The 18847-nt window shown below is 62.2% G+C and carries 13 protein-coding genes and 1 pseudogene; 6 read left to right on the top strand and 8 right to left on the bottom strand.

Annotation, left to right across the window (positions count from 1 at the left end):
- The first annotated feature begins 65 nt into the window (after positions 1-65).
- From LVS58_RS17940 to LVS58_RS17950, 3 genes are all read left to right on the top strand, one after another.
- Positions 66-1373 (top strand): dicarboxylate/amino acid:cation symporter, encoded by a 1308-nt coding sequence (locus tag LVS58_RS17940; protein WP_233692155.1) that lies wholly within the window; start codon positions 66-68, stop codon positions 1371-1373.
- Positions 1374-1486: 113 nt separating this feature from the next.
- Positions 1487-2791, top strand: coding sequence for a CitMHS family transporter (locus LVS58_RS17945; protein WP_070383853.1), 1305 nt, complete (start codon positions 1487-1489; stop codon positions 2789-2791).
- A 63-nt stretch (positions 2792-2854) separates the two neighbouring features.
- Entirely contained in the window at positions 2855-4108 is a 1254-nt protein-coding gene (locus LVS58_RS17950) for an OprD family porin (RefSeq protein ID WP_233692156.1), read from the top strand.
- 48 nt (positions 4109-4156) lie between these two features.
- Here the strand turns inward: LVS58_RS17950 and LVS58_RS17955 are convergent, their stop codons facing one another.
- Positions 4157-4405: a CsbD family protein gene (locus LVS58_RS17955; protein ID WP_233692157.1), complete on the bottom strand. Its 249-nt coding sequence runs from the start codon at positions 4403-4405 to the stop codon at positions 4157-4159.
- Between the two features lie 141 nt (positions 4406-4546).
- Positions 4547-5002 (bottom strand): redox-sensitive transcriptional activator SoxR, encoded by a 456-nt coding sequence (soxR, locus tag LVS58_RS17960; RefSeq protein ID WP_233692158.1) that lies wholly within the window; start codon positions 5000-5002, stop codon positions 4547-4549.
- A gap of 84 nt (positions 5003-5086) precedes the next feature.
- On the opposite strand from soxR, the gene LVS58_RS17965 reads away from it, so the two are divergent.
- Together LVS58_RS17965 and LVS58_RS17970 are read left to right on the top strand one after the other, a co-directional pair.
- Positions 5087-6184 carry an efflux RND transporter periplasmic adaptor subunit gene (locus LVS58_RS17965; protein ID WP_233692159.1) on the top strand — a complete coding sequence of 366 codons (1098 nt, stop codon included), beginning with the start codon at positions 5087-5089 and terminating at the stop codon, positions 6182-6184.
- The gene (locus tag LVS58_RS17970; RefSeq protein ID WP_233692160.1) at positions 6181-9264 is read left to right on the top strand and encodes a MexW/MexI family multidrug efflux RND transporter permease subunit; all 3084 of its coding nucleotides are present in this window, start codon (positions 6181-6183) and stop codon (positions 9262-9264) included. Before LVS58_RS17965 ends, LVS58_RS17970 begins: the two co-directional genes overlap by 4 nt.
- A 108-nt stretch (positions 9265-9372) precedes the next feature.
- Here LVS58_RS17970 and LVS58_RS17975 read toward each other — a convergent pair whose 3' ends face one another.
- The 3 genes and pseudogenes from LVS58_RS17975 to LVS58_RS17985 all read right to left on the bottom strand — a co-directional run bounded on the left by LVS58_RS17975 (position 9373) and on the right by LVS58_RS17985 (position 10942).
- A complete protein-coding gene (locus LVS58_RS17975; RefSeq protein ID WP_233692161.1) occupies positions 9373-10110 on the bottom strand; it encodes a GntR family transcriptional regulator in 738 nt (245 codons plus the stop codon).
- 126 nt (positions 10111-10236) lie between these two features.
- Positions 10237-10479: pseudogene (locus LVS58_RS17980) on the bottom strand (AraC family ligand binding domain-containing protein); the annotation flags it as partial.
- A gap of 19 nt (positions 10480-10498) precedes the next feature.
- Positions 10499-10942 carry an acetyltransferase gene (locus tag LVS58_RS17985; RefSeq protein WP_233692162.1) on the bottom strand — a complete coding sequence of 148 codons (444 nt, stop codon included), beginning with the start codon at positions 10940-10942 and terminating at the stop codon, positions 10499-10501.
- Positions 10943-11211: 269 nt separating this feature from the next.
- Here LVS58_RS17985 and LVS58_RS17990 point away from each other — a divergent pair, with 269 nt between their 5' ends.
- Complete coding sequence (locus LVS58_RS17990; RefSeq protein ID WP_233692220.1) at positions 11212-12135, top strand: LysR family transcriptional regulator; 924 nt, start codon at positions 11212-11214, stop codon at positions 12133-12135.
- A 49-nt stretch (positions 12136-12184) separates the two neighbouring features.
- On the opposite strand, the gene LVS58_RS17995 is transcribed toward LVS58_RS17990, so the two are convergent.
- The 3 genes from LVS58_RS17995 to LVS58_RS18005 form a co-directional block, all read right to left on the bottom strand.
- Positions 12185-13321 carry a DUF6708 domain-containing protein gene (locus tag LVS58_RS17995; RefSeq protein ID WP_233692163.1) on the bottom strand — a complete coding sequence of 379 codons (1137 nt, stop codon included), beginning with the start codon at positions 13319-13321 and terminating at the stop codon, positions 12185-12187.
- Positions 13321-15981: a T6SS effector BTH_I2691 family protein gene (locus LVS58_RS18000; RefSeq protein WP_233692164.1), complete on the bottom strand. Its 2661-nt coding sequence runs from the start codon at positions 15979-15981 to the stop codon at positions 13321-13323. Before LVS58_RS18000 ends, LVS58_RS17995 begins: the two co-directional genes overlap by 1 nt.
- A 296-nt stretch (positions 15982-16277) precedes the next feature.
- Complete coding sequence (locus LVS58_RS18005; RefSeq protein ID WP_233692165.1) at positions 16278-18764, bottom strand: TonB-dependent siderophore receptor; 2487 nt, start codon at positions 18762-18764, stop codon at positions 16278-16280.
- Positions 18765-18847: the final 83 nt, after the last annotated feature.

Here is an 18847-nt window from a genome sequence, read left to right on the forward strand (position 1 = left end):
GCACCAATCCAGACCTGCACATTCGTAACAAGCGCATCCGCACAATTTCAACAATGGGTGATGCCATGAGACTCGCCAAATCGCTGTATTTCCAGATTCTCTGCGCCGTCCTGCTGGGCGTGGTGGTCGGACACTTCTGGGCGCAACAGGCCGTGGCCCTCAAGCCGCTGGGTGATGCGTTTATCAAGCTGATCAAGATGATGATCGCGCCGGTGGTGTTCTGCACCATCGTCACCGGCATCGCCGGCATGACCGACAAGCGTTCCCTGGGGCGCTTGATGAGCAAGACCCTGCTGCTGTTCCTGGGCCTGACGGTGGTCAGCCTGGTGATCGGGCTGGCGGCGGTCTATCTGTTCAAGCCAGGTGCCGGCATGAACATCGATCCCGCTACCCTGAGTACGGCGGGCCTGAGCCAGTACACCGCGTCGGCCGCCAAGCTGAGCGTTGTGGACTTCTTCATGCACATCATCCCGGATACCTTCGTAGGTGCCTTCAACAAGGGTGAGGTCTTGCCGGTCCTGTTCATCGCCGTACTGAGCGGTTTTGCCCTCTCGTCGATGGGCGAAAAGGGCAAGCCGGTACTGGACGTGCTGGAGTCGGCTTCGACCATGGTGTTCCGCATCTTCGGCTACCTGATGCGCTTTGCCCCGGTCGGCGCTTTCGGCGCCCTGGCATTCACCGTGGGCCAGTACGGCATAACGTCCCTTGGCGCGCTGGCCAAGCTGGTGGGGACGTTGTACATCGCCTGCGCGTTCTTCGTGCTGGTGGTGCTCGGTGGCATCTGCCGGGCCCATGGCTTCAGCCTGTGGAAGCTGCTGCGCTATTTCCGCGAAGAGTTCCTCGTGGTACTGGGTACTTCTTCAACCGAGCCGGTGCTGCCGCGAATGCTCGAGAAACTCGAGAAGCTTGGGTGCAAAAAAGGCGTGGTTGGCCTGGTGCTGCCCACAGGCTACTCGTTCAACCTGGACGGTACCGCCATCTATCTGTCGTTGGCAGCCGTGTTCATCGCGCAGGCCTGCAACATCGACCTGAGCCTGGGCCAGGTGGTCACCATGCTGGCGATCATGCTGCTGTCCTCCAAGGGCGCGGCAGGTGTCACCGGCAGCGGTTTCGTGGCCTTGGCCTCGACCCTTACCGTGATCCATGACATTCCCCTGGCCGGCCTGGCCCTGTTGATCGGCGTCGACCGCTTCATGTCGGAAGCCCGTGCGCTGACGAGCCTTGCCAGCAACGCAGTGGCGACGGTGGTGGTTTCGCTGTCGGAAAACGCCTGTGACCGCCAGACCCTGCACAGCCGCTTGAATGGCGAGCCGGTGGTCAGCCCCGTCGCTGAAACAGCCGACTGGGTCACCGAACCACATCGTCACGGCTGAGCCCCGACACCCTCAAACCTTTTACAGCCCCCCGCCAGGTGTTGCCGGGTGGGGGTAGGGGGCCGTCTGTGCTGCAGGTGGCCACATAGACAATAAAAACAAGAGAACAAACCATGCTCGCACTTCTGGGCCTGATCATGGTGGTGACCTTCACCTACCTGATCATGAGTAAACGCCTGTCACCGATCGTCGCGCTGACCATCGTGCCGATTGTTTTCGCCCTTATTGGCGGTTTCGCACCAGACCTGGGCAAGATGATGCTCGATGGGCTGAAAATGGTCGCACCGTCTGCCGCGCTGCTGCTGTTCGCCATCCTGTTCTTCGGCCTGATGATCGACGCCGGCCTGTTCGACCCGTTGATCCGCAAGATTCTCAAGCGGGTGAATGGCGACCCGATCAAGATCGCTATCGGCACCGCCCTGCTGTCGCTGCTGGTGGCGCTGGACGGTGATGGCACCACGACTTACATGATTACCTGCGCTGCCATGCTGCCGCTGTACAAGCGCATCGGCATGAACCCGATGATCCTGGCGACCGTATCGATGCTGTCATTGAGCATCATGAGCGGCATGAGCCCGTGGGGTGGTCCCGCCACCCGCGCCATTGCAGCGCTCGGCCTGGATGCGACCGAATACTTCATTCCGATGTTGCCCACTGTCATCGGTGGGGCGGCATGGGTGGTGTTTACCGCCTACCTGCTGGGCCGTGCCGAGCGCCGGCGTATCGGCAATATTGCCCTGGAGTCCGGTGGCGGTAACTGCTACATCAAGGAAATCCTCGGCGACAACCCGCACAAGCGCCCGCGCCTGGCCTATGTGAACCTGGTGCTGGTGATCGCCGTGATGACCGCGCTGGTGCTGGGGCTGATGCACGCGGCCATCCTGTTCATGATCGGTTTCGTCGCCGCACTGATGATCAACTACCCGCAGCTGGACCTGCAGAAAGAGCGCATCCTCGCCCATTCGGGCAACGCCATGACCGTGGTGCTGCTGGTGTTCGCCGCAGGCATCTTTGCCGGTATTTTCTCGGGTACCAAGATGGTCGATGCATTGGCCCAGACGCTTGTGGACTGGATTCCGGAAGCATGGAGCCACTGGTTCCCGCTGGTGGTGGCGCTGACCAGCATGCCGCTGACCTTCGTGCTGTCCAATGACGCTTATTACTTTGGCGTGGTCCCCATCCTGGCCAATGCGGCGGCGGCCTATGGCATCGACCCTGTAGAGATCGCCCGCGCCTCGGTGCTTGGCCAGCCGGTTCACCTCATGAGCCCGCTGGTGGCTTCGACCCTGCTGCTGGTGGGCATGGTCGATCGCGACATTGGCGACTTCCAGAAAGCCACCGTGAAATGGGCGGTGCTCACCTCCCTGGTGATCACTGCGCTGGCACTGCTGACGGGCGCTTTGTCCTTCATGGTTTGAAGCACCCAGGGCGCCGCTCGGCGCCCCTCTGACTCACCCAAGAACAACAACAGAGTAACCATCATGTCCCGATCTCTTTTCCGTGGGGCCACTTGTGGCCTGCTGTGCGGCTGCCTGCCTGTGGCCGGTGCCGCCGGTTTCATCGAAGACAGCAAGCTCAAGCTGCAGTTGCGCAACGTGTATTTCAACGAGAACTTCCGTGACGAGCAGGGCATGAGCGCGCGCGCCGCCGCCACGGCCAAAAGCGAGCGAGTGGAATGGGCTCAAGGCTTTCTGCTCGACTATCAGTCGGGTTTTACCCAAGGCACCCTCGGCTTGGGCGTCGACGCCATGGGCCTGCTGGGCGTACGCCTTGATTCCGGCCGTGGGCGCAGCGGTACAGGGTTGTTGCCGGTGCATGACGATGGCCGCGCGGCGGATGAATTCGCCAGTGCCGGGGTCACGGCCAAAGCCCGCCTGGGCGGCACCGTGGTCAAGCACGGCACCTTGCTGCCCAAGACACCGGTACTGGTGTACAACGATGCGCGGCTGCTGCCGCAGACTTATCAGGGCACTCAGCTGACCAGCACCGACATCGACAACCTCACCCTCACCGCCGGCCACCTGGATCGCTTCAAACAGCGCGACTCATCCGATAGCACGGGGTTGTACCTGGACGGGTATGGCGGCCCGGCGTCTGGCGATTTCAGCTTCGCCGGTGCTGACTACGCCGTCAGCAAGCAATTGCGCCTGAGTTATTTCCATGGCGAGCTCGAGCATTTCTACCGCCAGGACTTCGCCGGGCTGGTGCATGACCTGCCGCTGGGCGGCGGCGTGCTGACCACCGACCTGCGTTACTTCAAAAGCCGCGACAGCGGTACGGCGTATGGCGGCGGCATCGACAACGACATGTTCAGCGGCCAACTGTCGTACGCCCACTCCGGGCATACCGTCGGCGCAGGTTACCAGGTGCTCGATGGTGAAGCGGGGCTGCCGTATATCAGTGGGGCAACGGTCTATTCGTTCAGCAACGTTGGCATCGGCAAGTTCATCGAGGAGGAAGAGAAGACCTGGATGGCCAGCTACGCCTACAACTTCGCTGCCGCCGGGGTACCGGGGCTGACCTTCATGACGCGGTACCTGAGTGGCGACAATGGCCGTTCAGGTGGCGAGGGCATCAAAGAATGGGAGCGTGACGCCGAGATTGCCTACGTGGTGCAGGGCGGGCCGCTCAAAGGGCTGGGCGTAAAGCTGCGAAACTATGTGTATCGATCAGATTTCGCCCGCGGCCGAGACAGCAATCGCCTTTACCTGACCTACGATATCGCCATCTGGTGATCAGGCCGGACGAGATATCCGGCCCTGAGGCGCCTGAGGCGCCGTGGTTCAACGGCGCAGCAGGCGAGAGACCACCAGTGTGACGGCGGCGGTGATGGCCAGTGCGGTGAAGGGCTTTTTCTTGACGAACGAAGACACCGTGTCCAGGGTGTCGCCGTAGGTCTTGGTCAACTGGCCTGAGGCCTGGCGCGCATCGCCTTCGGCTTCCAGTGCCGGATCTTCGACCAGACGGCCTACGGCGCTTTGCGCCTTGCCAGCCAGGTCCTCTGCTACACCTTCGATCTGTTCACGTTTCATGATGGCTTTGTTCCTTCCTGTGAGCGGCTTTGGGTTAACAGCACAGGGTTAGGGCGGTGAATTGCCGCAATGGTTCAAAGCAACTGCTTGTCACCCGCAGGCCACGTGCGCCGGCAAAGGGCCGCACCTGAGCGCGCTAGGCTAGCGGACCTTTTTTTCGAGGATCCGCGCCCCGGTCCCTTCCTTGCCCAGCACATCCTCGGGGTTGCGCAGCGGGCAGTCTTCCAGCGACAGGCAACCGCAACCAATGCAGTTGTCGAGGCTGTCGCGCAGTGCTTCGAGGGTGCGAATGCGGGCATTCAGGTCTTCGCGCCAGGCCGTGGACATCTCGCCCCATTGTGCCGCCGTGAGCTTGCTGTTGGGGGCATAACGGCTGAAGGCCTGTTTGATTTCCTCCAGTGCAATACCCGTGCGCTGGGCCACTTTGATGATTGCCAGGGTACGCAGCACCAGCGAGGGATAGCGGCGCTGGTTGCCCGCTGTACGGACGCTGGCGATCAGCCCCTTGGTTTCGTAGAAGTGCAGCGCAGACACCGCCACGCCGCTGCGCTTGGCCACTTCACCCACTGTGAGCATCCGTGTGTTGTCCGCTGCCATGCCTGTTGACCTCAAGTTAAGTTGAGCTCTTATAGTCCTGCCCGGTCTTCCCTGCAACCGCTTTCCCTGTGATCGGAGCTGTGCATGAACAAACGGACGTTACTGGCCTGGGCCGGCGTTGGTGCCGCTGCGCTGGCCGCAGCCTATGCGCTGGTGGGAAGCGCCTCGGCGCCACCTGCTGCGGCGGTTTGGCCGGCGACCAAGGTGGCGTTGGCCACGGTCGAGCAGGTGCAACTGGCGCGGCAGCACTTTGCTTCGGGGGAGCTGGAGGCGGTCAACCAGGTGCAGGTGGCAGCCGAGATGGCAGGGCGCATTACCCGCATCGCCTTCGAGTCGGGGCAGACGGTAGCGGCTGGGCAGTTGCTGGTGCAGCTCAACGACGCGCCCGAGCAGGCCCTGCGCGTGCAATTGCAGGCCAGGTTGCGTAACGCTGACGTGGTGCTGCAGCGCAGCCGCAAACTGCGCGCGATGAATGCCGTGTCGCAAGAGCTGCTGGACAACGCCGCCACGGACGTGGATGTGGTCCGTGGTGAGCTGCAGCATGTCGAGGCGCTGATCGCGCAGAAGGCCATTCGCGCACCGTTTGCCGGGAAGCTCGGCATCCGCCGCGTGCATCAGGGCCAGTACCTGGGCGCTGGCGAGACCATCGTCAGCCTGGCCGATATCAGCCAGTTGCATGTGAACTTCGCCCTGGGCGAGCAGGCCGCCCCCGAGGTGCATGCCGGGCAAGTGCTGGCACTGACGGTGGATGCGGTGCGTGGGCAAGACTTCCAGGCCCAGGTGGTGGCGGTCGACCCGGTGGTCAGCAAAGCACGCCTCGTGCAGGTACAGGCGGCGTTGCCGAACCCGCAAGGGCAGTTGCAGCCAGGTATGTACGCCGGGGTGCGGCTGGATGCTGCGCAGCCGTCGACCGTGCTGGCCGTGCCGGAAACCGCGATCACCTACACCGCTTACGGGCAGACGGTGTTTGTCGCGACCCAGGACCCGCAGCATGGCACCCGGGTGAGCCGGGTGCAGGTAAGCACCGGTGAGCGCTGGCAGGGGCGGGTGGAAATCACCTCCGGCCTGACGCCCGGTGACCGGGTGGTGGTTTCCGGTCAGCTGAAGCTGAGTGATGGCATGCCGGTCGAGCCAGTGGATCAGGACAGCCTGCAGGCGGGCCAGGGAGGGCGGCAGTCGTGAGGTTTACCGATGTCTTCGTGCGCCGCCCGGTGCTGGCGCTGGTGGTCAGCAGCCTGATCATCCTGATGGGGCTGTTTGCCATGGGCAAGTTGCCGATCCGCCAGTACCCGTTGCTGGAAAGCTCGACCATCACCATCAGCACCGAATACCCCGGTGCCTCCGCCGAATTGATGCAGGGTTTCGTGACGCAGCCGATCACCCAGACGGTGTCGTCGGTCGAGGGCATCGACTACCTGTCCTCGTCGTCGCAGCAGGGGCGCAGCCTGATCACCTTGCGCATGGTGCTCAACCGCGATTCTACCCAGGCGCTGGCCGAAACCATGGCCAAGGTCAACCAGGTGCGCTATCGCCTGCCGGAAAAAGCCTACGACCCGGTGGTGGAACTGTCGGCGGGCGACTCCACTGCCGTGGCCTATGTGGGGTTTGCCAGCGACAGCCTGTCGATACCGGAACTGAGCGATTACCTGTCGCGGGTGGTGGAACCGCAGTTCTCCGGTATCGACGGCGTGGCCAAGGTGCAGTCGTTCGGCGGGCAGCGCCTGGCCATGCGCCTGTGGCTGGACAGTGAGCAGATGGCTGGGCGCGGGGTGACGGCGGCGGATGTGGCGCAGGCGGTACGTGCCAACAACTACCAGGCAACGCCGGGCCAGGTGCGCGGGCAGTATGTGCTGGCCGATATCCAGGTGGACACCGACCTGACCCGGGTCGAAGACTTCCGTGAGCTGATCATCCGCAACGATGGCACTGACCTTGTGCGCCTGCGCGATATCGGCACCGTCGAGCTGAGTGCGGCGGCCACGCAGACCAGCGCCACCATGGACGGCAAACCTGCCGTGCACCTGGGGTTGTTCCCCACGCCCAGCGGCAACCCTCTGGTGATCGTCGAGGGTATTCGCCAACTGCTGCCACAGATCCAGCAGACCCTGCCGCCTGGCGTGAAAGTGGCGCTGGCCTATGAAACCGCACGCTTTATCGATGCGTCGCTCCATGAAGTGCTGCGCACCTTGGTGGAGGCGATGCTGATCGTGGTGCTGGTGATCTGGTTGTGCCTGGGGTCGCTGCGCAGCGTGCTGATCGCGGTGGTGGCCATTCCGCTGTCGATGCTGGGAGCCGCGGGCCTGATGTTGATGTTCGGTTTCAGCCTCAACCTGCTGACCTTGCTGGCGATGGTGCTGGCCATCGGTCTGGTGGTGGACGATGCCATTGTAGTGGTGGAAAACGTGCACCGGCATATCGAGGAGGGCAAGTCGCCGGTCGCGGCAGCATTGGCCGGGGCGCGGGAAATTGCCGGGCCGGTGATCGCCATGACCCTGACCCTGGCGGCGGTGTATGCGCCCATTGGCTTGATGGGCGGGCTGACCGGCACGCTGTTCCGTGAGTTTGCCTTGACCCTGGCGGGGGCGGTGATCGTGTCCGGCATTGTGGCGCTGACCTTGTCGCCGGTGATGAGCTCGCTGTTGCTGCAACCCGGTCAGCAGCATGGCGCAATGGCCGCTATCGCCGATCGGTGGTTTGGTGCGCTGAGCGGGGCCTATGGACGGGTGCTGGCCTACACACTGGCACACCGCTGGATCAGTGGCGGTGTGGCGTTGCTGGTGTGCCTGAGCCTGCCCTGGCTCTACCTGCTGCCACAGCGCGAGCTGGCGCCGCCCGAGGACCAGGCGGCGGTGCTGACTGCCATCAAGTCGCCGCAGCATGCCAGCCTCGAATACGCAGAACGCTTTGCGCTGAAGCTCGATCAGGTGATGAAGTCCATTGCCGAGACCACCGACACTTGGATCATCAACGGCACCGACGGCCCGGCCGCCAGTTTCGGTGGCATCAACCTCAGCGCCTGGCAGGCGCGCGAGCGTTCCGCCGCACAGGTGCAGGCGCAATTGCAGCAGGCCGTTGCGGATATCGAGGGCAGCAGCATCTTCGCCTTCCAGGTCGCGTCGCTGCCGGGCTCCAGCGGTGGCCTGCCGGTGCAGATGGTGCTGCGCAGCGCCCAGGATTACCCCGAGCTGTTCCAGACCATGGAAGTGCTCAAGCAACGTGCCCGCGACAGCGGCCTGTTCGCCGTGGTGGACAGCGACCTCGACTACAACAACCCGGTGGTCAAGGTGCGCGTGGACCGGGCCAAGGCGGCGAGCCTGGGCATCAGCATGCAGGCCATTGGTGAGTCGCTGGGGGTGCTGGTGGGCGAGCAGTACCTCAACCGCTTCGCCCTGTTCGGGCGTTCTTATGACGTGATCCCGCAGAGTATCCAGGACCAACGCCTGACGCCTGCGGCGCTGAGCCGCCAGTATGTGCGCGCCGAAGATGGCAGCCTGGTGCCGCTGGCCACGTTGGTGCGCTTGGATATCGAAGTGGCACCCAATCGCCTGTTGCAGTTCGATCAGCAGAACGCCAGTACCCTGCAGGCCATCCCGGCGCCGGGCGTGTCGATGGGCAACGCGGTGGCGTTCTTGGAGCAGCTCACCACCGAGCTGCCACCGGGCTTCAGCCACGACTGGCAATCGGAATCGCGCCAGTACGTGCAGGAGGGCTTTGCCTTGATGTGGGCATTTCTCGCCGCCCTGGTGGTGATCTACCTGGTGCTGGCGGCGCAATATGAAAGCCTGGTCGACCCACTGATCATCCTGGTGACCGTGCCGCTGTCGATCTGCGGTGCGCTGCTGCCGCTGGCGCTGGGTTGGGCCACGCTGAACATCTACACACAGATTGGCCTGGTGACGCTGATCGGCCTGATCAGCAAGCACGGTATCCTGATGGTGGCGTTCGCCAACGAGATCCAGGTGCGCGACAACCTCGATCGTGCTGCCGCCATTGTTCGCGCGGCGCAAATACGCTTGCGGCCAGTGCTGATGACCACGGCAGCCATGACTTTTGGCGTGCTGCCACTGCTGTTCGCCAGCGGCGCCGGCGCCAATAGCCGCTTCGGGCTGGGGGTGGTGATTGTGTGCGGGATGCTGGTGGGAACCTTGTTCACCTTGTTCGTGCTACCGACGATCTATGCCTGGCTGGCACGTGATCACCGGGTGACCACGGTGTGGGGGCAGCAGTTGATCGAAGCCGAGCGGCAACTGGGGGCGCTGTAGGAGCGGCCCCAGATTACTGCATCGCCACGGATATTGCTGGGGCCGCTTTGCGGCCCTTTCGCGACACAAGGCCACTCCTACAGGGATTGCGCGCGCCTTCGGGATGGATCAGGTGGGGGAGCGATCCCGGCGCATCTGGGTCACCAGGGTAAAGCGGTCATCCGGGTGCACGGTTTCGGAAACCGCCATCAAATCGCCGTTTTCCTCGCGGTAATGGCGAATGATCTTCAGCCCCGGGGAGCCCGCCTCGGCCTTCAGCGCCTGGGCCATTTCCGCTGTCAGCAACACCGCGCGCACCTGCTGATCAACCACTGCGATTGCCCGGCCATAGTGCTGTTCGATCAAGCCGGCAATCAGCTGGTCAGGGCGCTCGCGGGCCAGTTCGATGACCGCAGTATAGTCGTGCTGTGCATACACGTCTGCCCAGCACAGCGGTGCGCCCTCGTGCTGCCGGTCGACGCGGATGCTCGACACGCAGAAGTAATGCTCCCCCGGCACCAGCCCCAGCCTCGCCGCCTCGCTCAGGTCGGCGACAAAGTGGCGCACGCTCTGGATTTCCCGCTGCTGGGTGTCTGCCAGGTGCGCCAGCTCGGCCACGCTGGGCAACGACTGCGAATAGCCGCCGCGCGGGCTGCTGGCCTCCACCCGGGTGCCCACGCGCTTGCGCCGCGACACCAGCCCTTGGGTGAGCAGCTGGTCGATAGCGGCACGCACCGTGTGCCGGCTCACATTGTAAAGGTCGCACAGCTCGAACTCGGTCGGCAGCAGGCTGCCCACCGGGTAGCGGCCGCTGGCAATCGCTTGCATCAAGTCCTTTGCCACGGTGGAGTAGCGCGTCGGGTTCATACCTTTGCTCGGGCTCGCCAGTTTTATCGGTTGACAGTGTAACAGCGGCCGAACGCCGAACGCTCCGGCCGCCTACAGAGGTCGATACTGCCGTCAATGCTGCTGCCGGGCCCGCGGCAGCAGCACCATGCCGTCATGCAGTTCGTCCGGGTGCAACACTAGCGTGTTGCCTGGTATGCCGTGGCGCAGCGAACCCTTGTAGTGGAAGCTTTGCACACCGGCCAGCGTGCGGCCGATCGAATAGGTATCGTGGCGATGCGGGTCGTAGCTGTGGCTACCGAACCAGGCTTCGATACGCTCGATACCGCCCGGTTGGGCACTACGGATGACCCAGTCGGACGGCGGTAGGGGCTTCGCTTTACGGGCCATCGCGGTGAGTGCCTCCTGCTCACGCCCGGGTGGGCAAGCTCATGTGCAGCAAGGGGAACGGGCGACCTTCGCCATCCAGTGGTGAACGGCCAGTCTGGACGAAGCCATAGTGCTGGTAGAACGCTGTTGCCTGTGGGTTCTGCTCGTTGACATCGACACTCATCGCACCGCGTGATTGGCGGCCGAAGTCCAGCAGTGCACGGCCAATGCCCTGGCCGTGGTGCGCTGGATCGACGAAAAGCATTTCCACATGGTTTTCATTGAAGCCGATAAACCCCAGTGGCTGGTCATCGGTGTCTACCGCAACCCACAGCTCGACGGCCGGGAAGTACACGTCGCGCAGCTGTGGCAATAGTGCGTCGATGTCGGAGGGTTGCAGGAAGTGGTGCGTCGCGCGAACAGCGCGCAGCCAGATGTCGAGCAGCTGCGGGTAGTCTGCAGCGATGCCTTGGCGAATGATCATGGTGTCATCCTGAATGTATTGATGGCGGATGGGCGCGCCAGTGAGCGGCGGCCATGCAAGTGTCGGCATCATGAATGACCGCTTCGCGAGTCAACGCCTGGGCGGTGCACGGCAGGGGAGGCCGGAAGGGAAGAGAGCGGAAGATTACCCCGGTCGCGCAGTATGGAGCAATCGCCCTTGCATAGGGTGCGGTGCAGGTTTCGACTCGGCTAGGATGCATGTCGATGCTGGAACTGAACCCGAACAACAAGAACGGCCCGGGAGCACCCATGAACCGCAACGAACTGCGCAAAGCCGATATCAACCTGATGGTGGTGTTCGAAGCGCTGATGCAGGAACGCAGCCTCACCCGTGCCGCAGAGAAGCTGTTCGTCGCACAACCCACAGTCAGCGCCGCACTGGCCAGGTTGCGTGCGATGTTCAACGACCCGTTGCTGGTTCGTGTGGGCAACCGCATGGAGCCTTCGGCCAGGGCCGAAGAGGTGATCAAGTACCTCACGCCAGCCTTGGATGCGATGTCTGTCGCCCTCAGCATGACCCATGATTTTGACCCGCTGACCAGCAAGATGACCTTCCGCATTGGCTTGTCCGATGATGTCGAGTCGGGCCTGCTGCCGCCGCTGTTGCGGGCGCTGCGGGTGGAGGCGCCAAATGTGGTGGTGGTCGTGCAGCATGTGGACTACTGGCGCATTCCTGACCTGCTGGCGGCGGGCGACGTGACGGTGGGTATCAGCCAGACCAAGGGCCTGCCCGCCAATGCCAAACGCAAGGTGCTACGCACCCTGCAAGCCAGGGTAGTGCGGGCCGACAAGTCCAGCACGCCGCTTTCACTGGATGAGTTTTGCCAACGTCCGCATGTCCAGGTTTCGCCAACTGCCAACACCCAGGGTGTGGTCGATGACTGGTTGAAAGCCATCGGCCGTGAACGCAAGGTGGTGTTGTCGGTGCCGCAGTTCAGTTCGCTACCGGCGATTCTGGCCGGTACCGACCTGCTGGCCTGTTGCCCGGACTATGCCGCACAGGGTATGGAACGCTGGGGCAACCTGCAGGCCGAGACGCTGCCGTTCGAGACTGCTGCACTGGAGCTGGCCATGGTCTGGTTGAGCACCACCGACAGCGACCCGGCCGAGCGTTGGCTGCGTAGTCGCCTGGAGCACTACATGGGCGGACTACGGGAAGCGGTCATGGGATGATGGCTGTACATAGTGCTGCAGCTTGCTGCCGATAAAGTGTGCGGTTTGATCAGTCACTTTCATTGGCCTGTCGAGGTGTAGAGCGCTTGCGTGGTTTTTTCGTCGGCCGTTTGCCGGGCTTGAGCTGCCAGCGGTCGGCGTTGGCGAGCAGGCGCGCCTGGATTGCGGGTGGGTAGTCGCTCAGGGTTGTCACGGGTGGGACAGGCTTGCCGGGCAGGCCGGCTTCGCGGATAACTTTTGGCCAGCGCGGTCGCCAGCACAGCAGCAGGCTGAGCCAGTGGCCGGTGCCGATGATGACGAAAGCGGGCCAGACAAACAGCAGGGCAACTTTGAACAGCCAACTACTTTTGCGGAAGAAACGCCCAAGGCCTTCGAACTGGGCGCTGAATGCCTGGAGGGGTGAGGGTAGCTGGGTGCTCAGGCGGGGGCGGGGGACGGCGTGTGGGCCTTCTTCCATGTAACGGCGGATGAATTCCCACTCATCACGCAGTTCGCTGCCGCCTTGGCCTTGTTTGCCCAGCAAGGCCATTTCCATGTGGGGCAGGCCGGTGCGGCTGGGGTGCCAGATTAGGCCGAGTCGCATGCCCACGCTGAGCGGATCATCTTCTGGGTCGATGGCTGTACTTCCTGTTGTTTTCCATGGGAAGGTTACGATGCCGCCACAGTAGCCGGGGCGATGGAGGTGGACCTGTTGAGTTTTTCGATTGAATCGAATGAGCAGATGACGGCTGGTTAGCATTTCCAGCCTTGAAAGTCTAAATCCATATTTTGCATATATATAATAGGCGGCACCCCCTAGCAAGATCATGTAAGTGCTAAATAAAACAGAAAATACGGAAAGAAACTCAGGCTGGGTTGCATTTATATAGATTGAGCCAAGGGTTATGTTTAGCCATGAGTAGGTCATCGGTCCCAAGCTGCCCAAGGTCATTAGGGTGATGATGCCGCGCTTCTCTTCCGAACCACCGCATCGCATCTCTAGGAAATTTTCATTGAAGGCATAAACAGGGCCGCATGCACGAGGGTTTTCGCTTACCTTCCGAAAATGGACTTCCTCTTCCAGATCACCTTCGTAAAAGTCACGCATTGCGCGATTTTCTGCTGGCGTCACTTCGGCTACGTACGCCTTGCGCGCAGCTTCGGACTCGATTGCCATCTGCCAGAAACCCCATTCGACTAGATACACTATAAGACCTCGCTGAAAGCGGAATGAAGCTCCTTTAGTTCTTCGTCTTCTTCATAAGCCTTAGCTGTTTTTCCGATTCGGAAACAGCAGCGCCTACACCACTTTTCCAATGCATCATCTTCAAGGAGGTAAATTGCGATCGTCAGGACGAGCCCTACCCAGAAAGCTCCGACTACCAATCGTGCAAGTAGCAGACGCGAAGCTTGGGTTCCTAATTTTTTTGCAAGCTCACTCATAGAGGATGCCAACATTCTTGCAAATTTAGTCTTGGCGTTATGGGATAGATAATCAAAAAAAGGCTTCGCTATGGCAATGGCAGTTCCCAGTTCGCCTATAGATAACGTCAATGTTGCCATCGCGCGCGTGTGGTAGGCTCCGGCCAATGTCCATGATTTTTTTGAAGCGCTTGTTACTTTGAAGTTTTCCGCTCCGTCAGCGAAATCCCACCACGCCAAGACGAATCCTCCCGTACCCGCTAACGCAGCTCCCCACAGCTTCAACCTACCCAAGGTTGCCGCAGCACCTCTGCCGGTCACACTTTTCGCCCCATATCGGTTCGCCACCTGATCCACATAGCTGGCGCCGACTTCAAAGCCCGCTGCTGCCGTGGTCATCGCGGCTGCCAGGAGTTCGGTCTTTAGTCGCGCATCACTGTCAGGCAGCTCCCGCGCCTTGAACGCCATCAGCATGCCTTCCAGCAGGCAGACCAGACCGGCGGCACGCACTTTATAGAAGTCACTCTTCTGACCGTCCGCCTGCATCAAGCCTTCAGCCCAGGCCTGATCCAGATAGCGCGCAATCTGGCCACCACTACGTGGTGAATTAAGCGGTTGCCCGCTACGTGCAGCTTCACTCAGGCGTACGTCGACAGCTGTTTCATGTACCGAGGCAAACAACGCCAGGCGCAGGCCATGGTGCAGCGCGCGGTCCATGCTGTTGGGTGTCGCGGTGCGCAGCACTTGCCGCCCCAAAGCTACGTACCAGGCATACAGGCCGATGTTGGCCGTGCTGCTCTGTGCCTGCATCTGTTCGTACAGGGTGTTGATGCGCCCAAAGGCATTGGCAGCGGCATGGGCTTGCCTGGCAAGCGCTTCGGGCAGGGCGAAGGAGGACGCTGACGGCGGTTCGCTTTTGGCCGCTTCCAGCAGCGCCGCCAGTTCTTCCCGCAGGTCCTCCTGGTTGTAGGTGATGCCGCGCATTGCCAGGTTGCCCCGGTCTGCCACGCCGCTGCGCCACCAGTGGTCCAGCACCTTCGTGCCCCATTCACTCAACTCCATGCCGATCACGCACTGGCCGGTCTGCTCGGCAAAGGCCAGGCCGCTGATGAGGTCGGCGTTGTCGTAGCGGTCCAGTGCCTGCAACAAGCGTTCACTGATCACCCAGCGGGCATGGTCCTTGGCGCGGTCTTCGGCGGCTTGCTGGGCGTGTTGCATGGCCTGCTCGAAAGCGTCGAGCTGATCGTGCATGGCCTGGCGGTCGACCAGGTGGCCGTATTTCTGATCGAATTTCTTGGTGAACTCGCCGGCGTCCTGGCGAGCCTGGACTTTGCCGCGGATGTCGCGCTCGAACTGCGCCATGTGCGGCTTCATGCGTTCGTCATGGGCGTCGGCCTGTTGCCTGGCCCGTTCGGAGAACAAGTAGATCTCGGGATGCAGGTGGGGCTGGTTGCGTACTTTCTCGGCCATGACTTCGCGCTTGACGATCTGCTCGGCCACCATCTGCGGGTAGAGCTTTTCGATTTCCAGAAACGACTGCGCGACCAGCAGCTTGCGCTCGTTGTCGACCCCGGGCTCCACGGTGCGTTCCAGCCACTGGGTCTTCACATCCTCGACCGCGGCGTTGCGCCAGGCGTTGAGCTCCTGGGTGATCCCGATGGCGTCTTCGATGACGATGGCGGCGCCACGGGGTTTGCTGTGGTTCACCTGCGGAGCCAGCGCTTGGCGTGATGCGTGCGGCGAGACGATCTGGTCGTTGTTGAACGGCTGCAGGTCCAGCAGTGCCTGCAGGTCTGTATCGTCCTGGGCCTTGAAGTCGGCGACCCAGTTCAGTTGGTCATGCTTGAGGACATGGGGCTGTGGCGGGGCGTCGGAAGGCTGGATGAAGCGGGCGATATCGATCGTGGGCAGGCTGCTGCGGTATTCGTCGTCGAGCAGGCGGTAGTTGTCGAGCATGCGCGGGGTCAGCGGGGAAGGGCTGAACAGGGGGCGCAGCTCCTGGATGTCATCCAGGTCGTAGAGGGTGATGGTCCAGCCGAAACCGCGAAGGATGTCATCCAGATTGCCGGCGCTGGGTGCAGGCTCCCAGGGGGCGTCGCTGCTGATGTACAGCAGCGAGCCATTGGGCGCCACGCGGTACTGGCTGTGCCATTCGTATGCCGGTGCGCTATGGCGCTTGATCAGCAGGTAGAGAAAGCCCTCGCGCAAAGGGCGGATGGCGTAGCTGGAGTGGGTCAGCTCGCCGACATCCTGGAACGGGCTGAGATAGCCCGGCAATTTGGGCAGGCGGGCACGTTGCGCCGGGTTGCCGCCGACGGCGGCGTAGCGCAGGGGCAGCAGTTCGAAGCGGCGGGTGCAGTCGGCGACGGGGCTGTTGCGCAGGGCAGGGCGGTAGCCGGAGGTGATGCGCCTGCACAGTTCGAGGGTTTCTTTCAACGAATCCATGGATAGCTCCAGCGAGCAGGGATGATCATCAAATGCATGGAACGCGTTGCATTCGACCCGAGGCTGGACACTAGCGAGGAATCACTTCTTAAAGGAGCATTGCGCTTCCGATAGGTGCGTAGGAAATTTCTGGTTAAGCAGTATCGTTGACGTTGCCAGGCTTTTCATCGCCTTTCACGTCAACCCGTCTGCTTCTCGTTGCGCCATTGTGGAAGCGCCACCCTGGTCGCTTTTTTTATACGGTCCTGCATCGAGATAGGGCCGCAAAGCGGCCCGATCGCACTTCGTGAAGTACTTCAGAACGCCCCTTGCAAGGTCACCATGAAGTTGCGCGGTTCGCCATAGAAGTTGCCCCAGGCCGGCGCACCGATGGTGGCGTAGTACTTCTTGTCGAACAGGTTGTTGCCGTTGAGGGCGACAGTCCAGTTCGGGTCGATGCGGTACTGCACGCGGCCGTTCCATACGGTGTAGCCCGCCTGCTCGACACGGGTAGTGCCGGTAGTGCGGAAGTTTTCGCTCTGGCTGTTCACGCCAGCGCCGACGGTGAAGCGCTCCAGCGCACCGCCCAGCTGGTAGTCACCCCACACCTTGAGCATGTGCCGCGGGATGAAGCTGGAGGTGAAGGTCAGCTCGGTGGGATCGGTGTCTTCGATGGTACTCAGGTACTTGGTCTGGGTGTAGGTGTAACCCGCCAGCAGCTGCAGCCGCTCGATTGGCGAGCCGCTGATCTCGGCCTCGAAACCCTGCGCACGCACCTTGCCGCTGTCGGTGTAGCAATAGCCGTCGCCTGACGGGCAGGCTTCGTTGTAGTCGCTTTCTGCGCGGTGCTTCTCGACAGTGCGGAACAGGTTGAACGAGGTGTTCAGCGCGCCGCCAAGCAGCTCGCCCTTGATGCCAACCTCGTAGTTGGCGCCGGTCTTGGGCTGAAGTGACTGCCGCTCGACGTTCACCTTGTCGCTCTGCGGCTGGAAGATGTCGGCGTAGCTGGCGTAGGCGGTCCACTGGTCGTTCAAGTCGTACAGCACGGCGGCGAACGGCGTGACCTGGCCGTTTTCCTGGCTGCGGTTATTCACCCAGTAATCGTAGAACTGGGTATAGGAGTCGCTCTTGTTGCGGTACCAGCTGACCCGCGCGCCCAGCACCAGGGTCAGCGGCTCTGCCAGCTTCAGGCGCAGGTTGGCGTAGGTGCCGTACTGGGTGGTGGTGGAGTCGGTTGGCACGCTGCCGCCGCGGGTCGGGTTGACCAGGTAATCGCCCTTGGACGGGTGTGGGAAGTGCGGCGAGGGGGCGAAGGGGTCCTGCTTGCCGTCCAGCAGCATCAGCGCGAAGTAATCATGGGTTTTCTGTCGGCTGGCGTTGGCACCCATGATCAGCTCGTGCTGCAGGCCGAACGCCTCGAACTTGCCATCGACATAGCTATCGAAGCCGTAGTCGTCCTGATCATAGTCGAAACGGCCGGCCCGGACATTCATGCCAGCGGTGCTGGCGCCGACCGGTACCGTGCCTTCGGAGTAGGCGTATTCGATGTCCTGGGTGTTGTGGGTGTAGATCGAGGCGAAGTTCAGGGTCCAGTCATCGTTGAAGCGGTGCTTGAGGTCGGCAAAGCCGGTAATACGCTGGCTTTGCAAGTCGTTCCAGCTGGCCCCCAGGCAGGTGGAGCGCGACAGCTTCAGGTCACTGCCATCGGCGTAGCGTGGCAGGCCGGCGTAGCATGGGGTGGCATCGATATCCTCGTAAGCCAGGCCAAAGCCCACGGTGGTGTCGGCTGTGACGTCCCAGTCGATGGCGCCGTACAGTATCTGGTCTTGGCGCTTGGCCGTGTCATAGAAGTACTGGCGGTCCTGCAGCGTCGCCACGGCGCGCCCCCGCACGGTGCCCGACGTGTTCAGCGGGCCGCCCACGTCCACTTGCCCACGATAGTTGTCCCAGCTGCCGGCAGACAAGGTGACGGTGGTGGCGGCTTTTTCCTGCCCCCGTTTACGCACGAAGTTGACGCCCCCGGCGGAGGAGCCAGAGCCTTTCATCATGCCGGCCGCACCTTTAAGCACCTCGACGCGGTCATAAAACGCCATGTCGCTGGAAAAGCTGTTGGCCTGCACGTAGTTGCCGCCCACGTCCAGGGGCACGCCGTCATACTGGTACTGGCCATCCAGGTTGAAACCACGGGAATAGAAATACTTGCCGCCCATGGGCGAGTCGTACACGGTGATGCCCGGCGTCTTGTCCAGCACCTGCTCCAGCGTGTTGAGGTTCTGGTCGTCGAGCATCTTGCGGGTTATCACGGTAACCGACTGCGGGGTTTCTTTCAGCGTGTGCACGCCTTTGCCGATGGTAACAGCACGGGCGGCGTAGGACTGGGTGCCTTCGCTGGTCGCATCCAGCCGGTTGGCGTCGATGTTCATCGGCGCCAGTTCCATGGCCGAACCGTTTTGCGCAGGGACCAGCACATAGCCGCCATTACCCTGACGCTGCGCCTGTAGGCCACTGTTGCCCAGCAGCCGCGCCAGTCCTTCCTCGACACTGAAGCTGCCTTCCAGGCCCGCGCTGCCGAGGTTGCGTGTCTGTGCGGTGTCGAACGAAATGGTCACACCCGCCTGTACGCCAAACTGGGTGATGGCGTTGCCCAGTGGGCCAGCGGGGACATGGTAGGTGGTCTGGCTTTGGGCCATAGCCTGGGCAGGCATCAGCAGCAGGCCGGGCGCGCCGGCCAGGGACATGCCGAACAGCACCAGGCGCACGGCCTGGCTCAGCTTGGTTGCAGGGGTAGGGTGCAGGTGTGGCATTTCGTGGTCCTTCCGAGTCATGGCAGAAAGTCGCTGTCGTCGCGGCTTGTGTCAGGGACGGACGAGAATCGAAATCAGCCAGA

The organism is Pseudomonas sp. JR33AA (assembly GCF_021378985.1).
Taxonomy (GTDB): Bacteria; Pseudomonadota; Gammaproteobacteria; order Pseudomonadales; family Pseudomonadaceae; genus Aquipseudomonas; species Aquipseudomonas alloputida.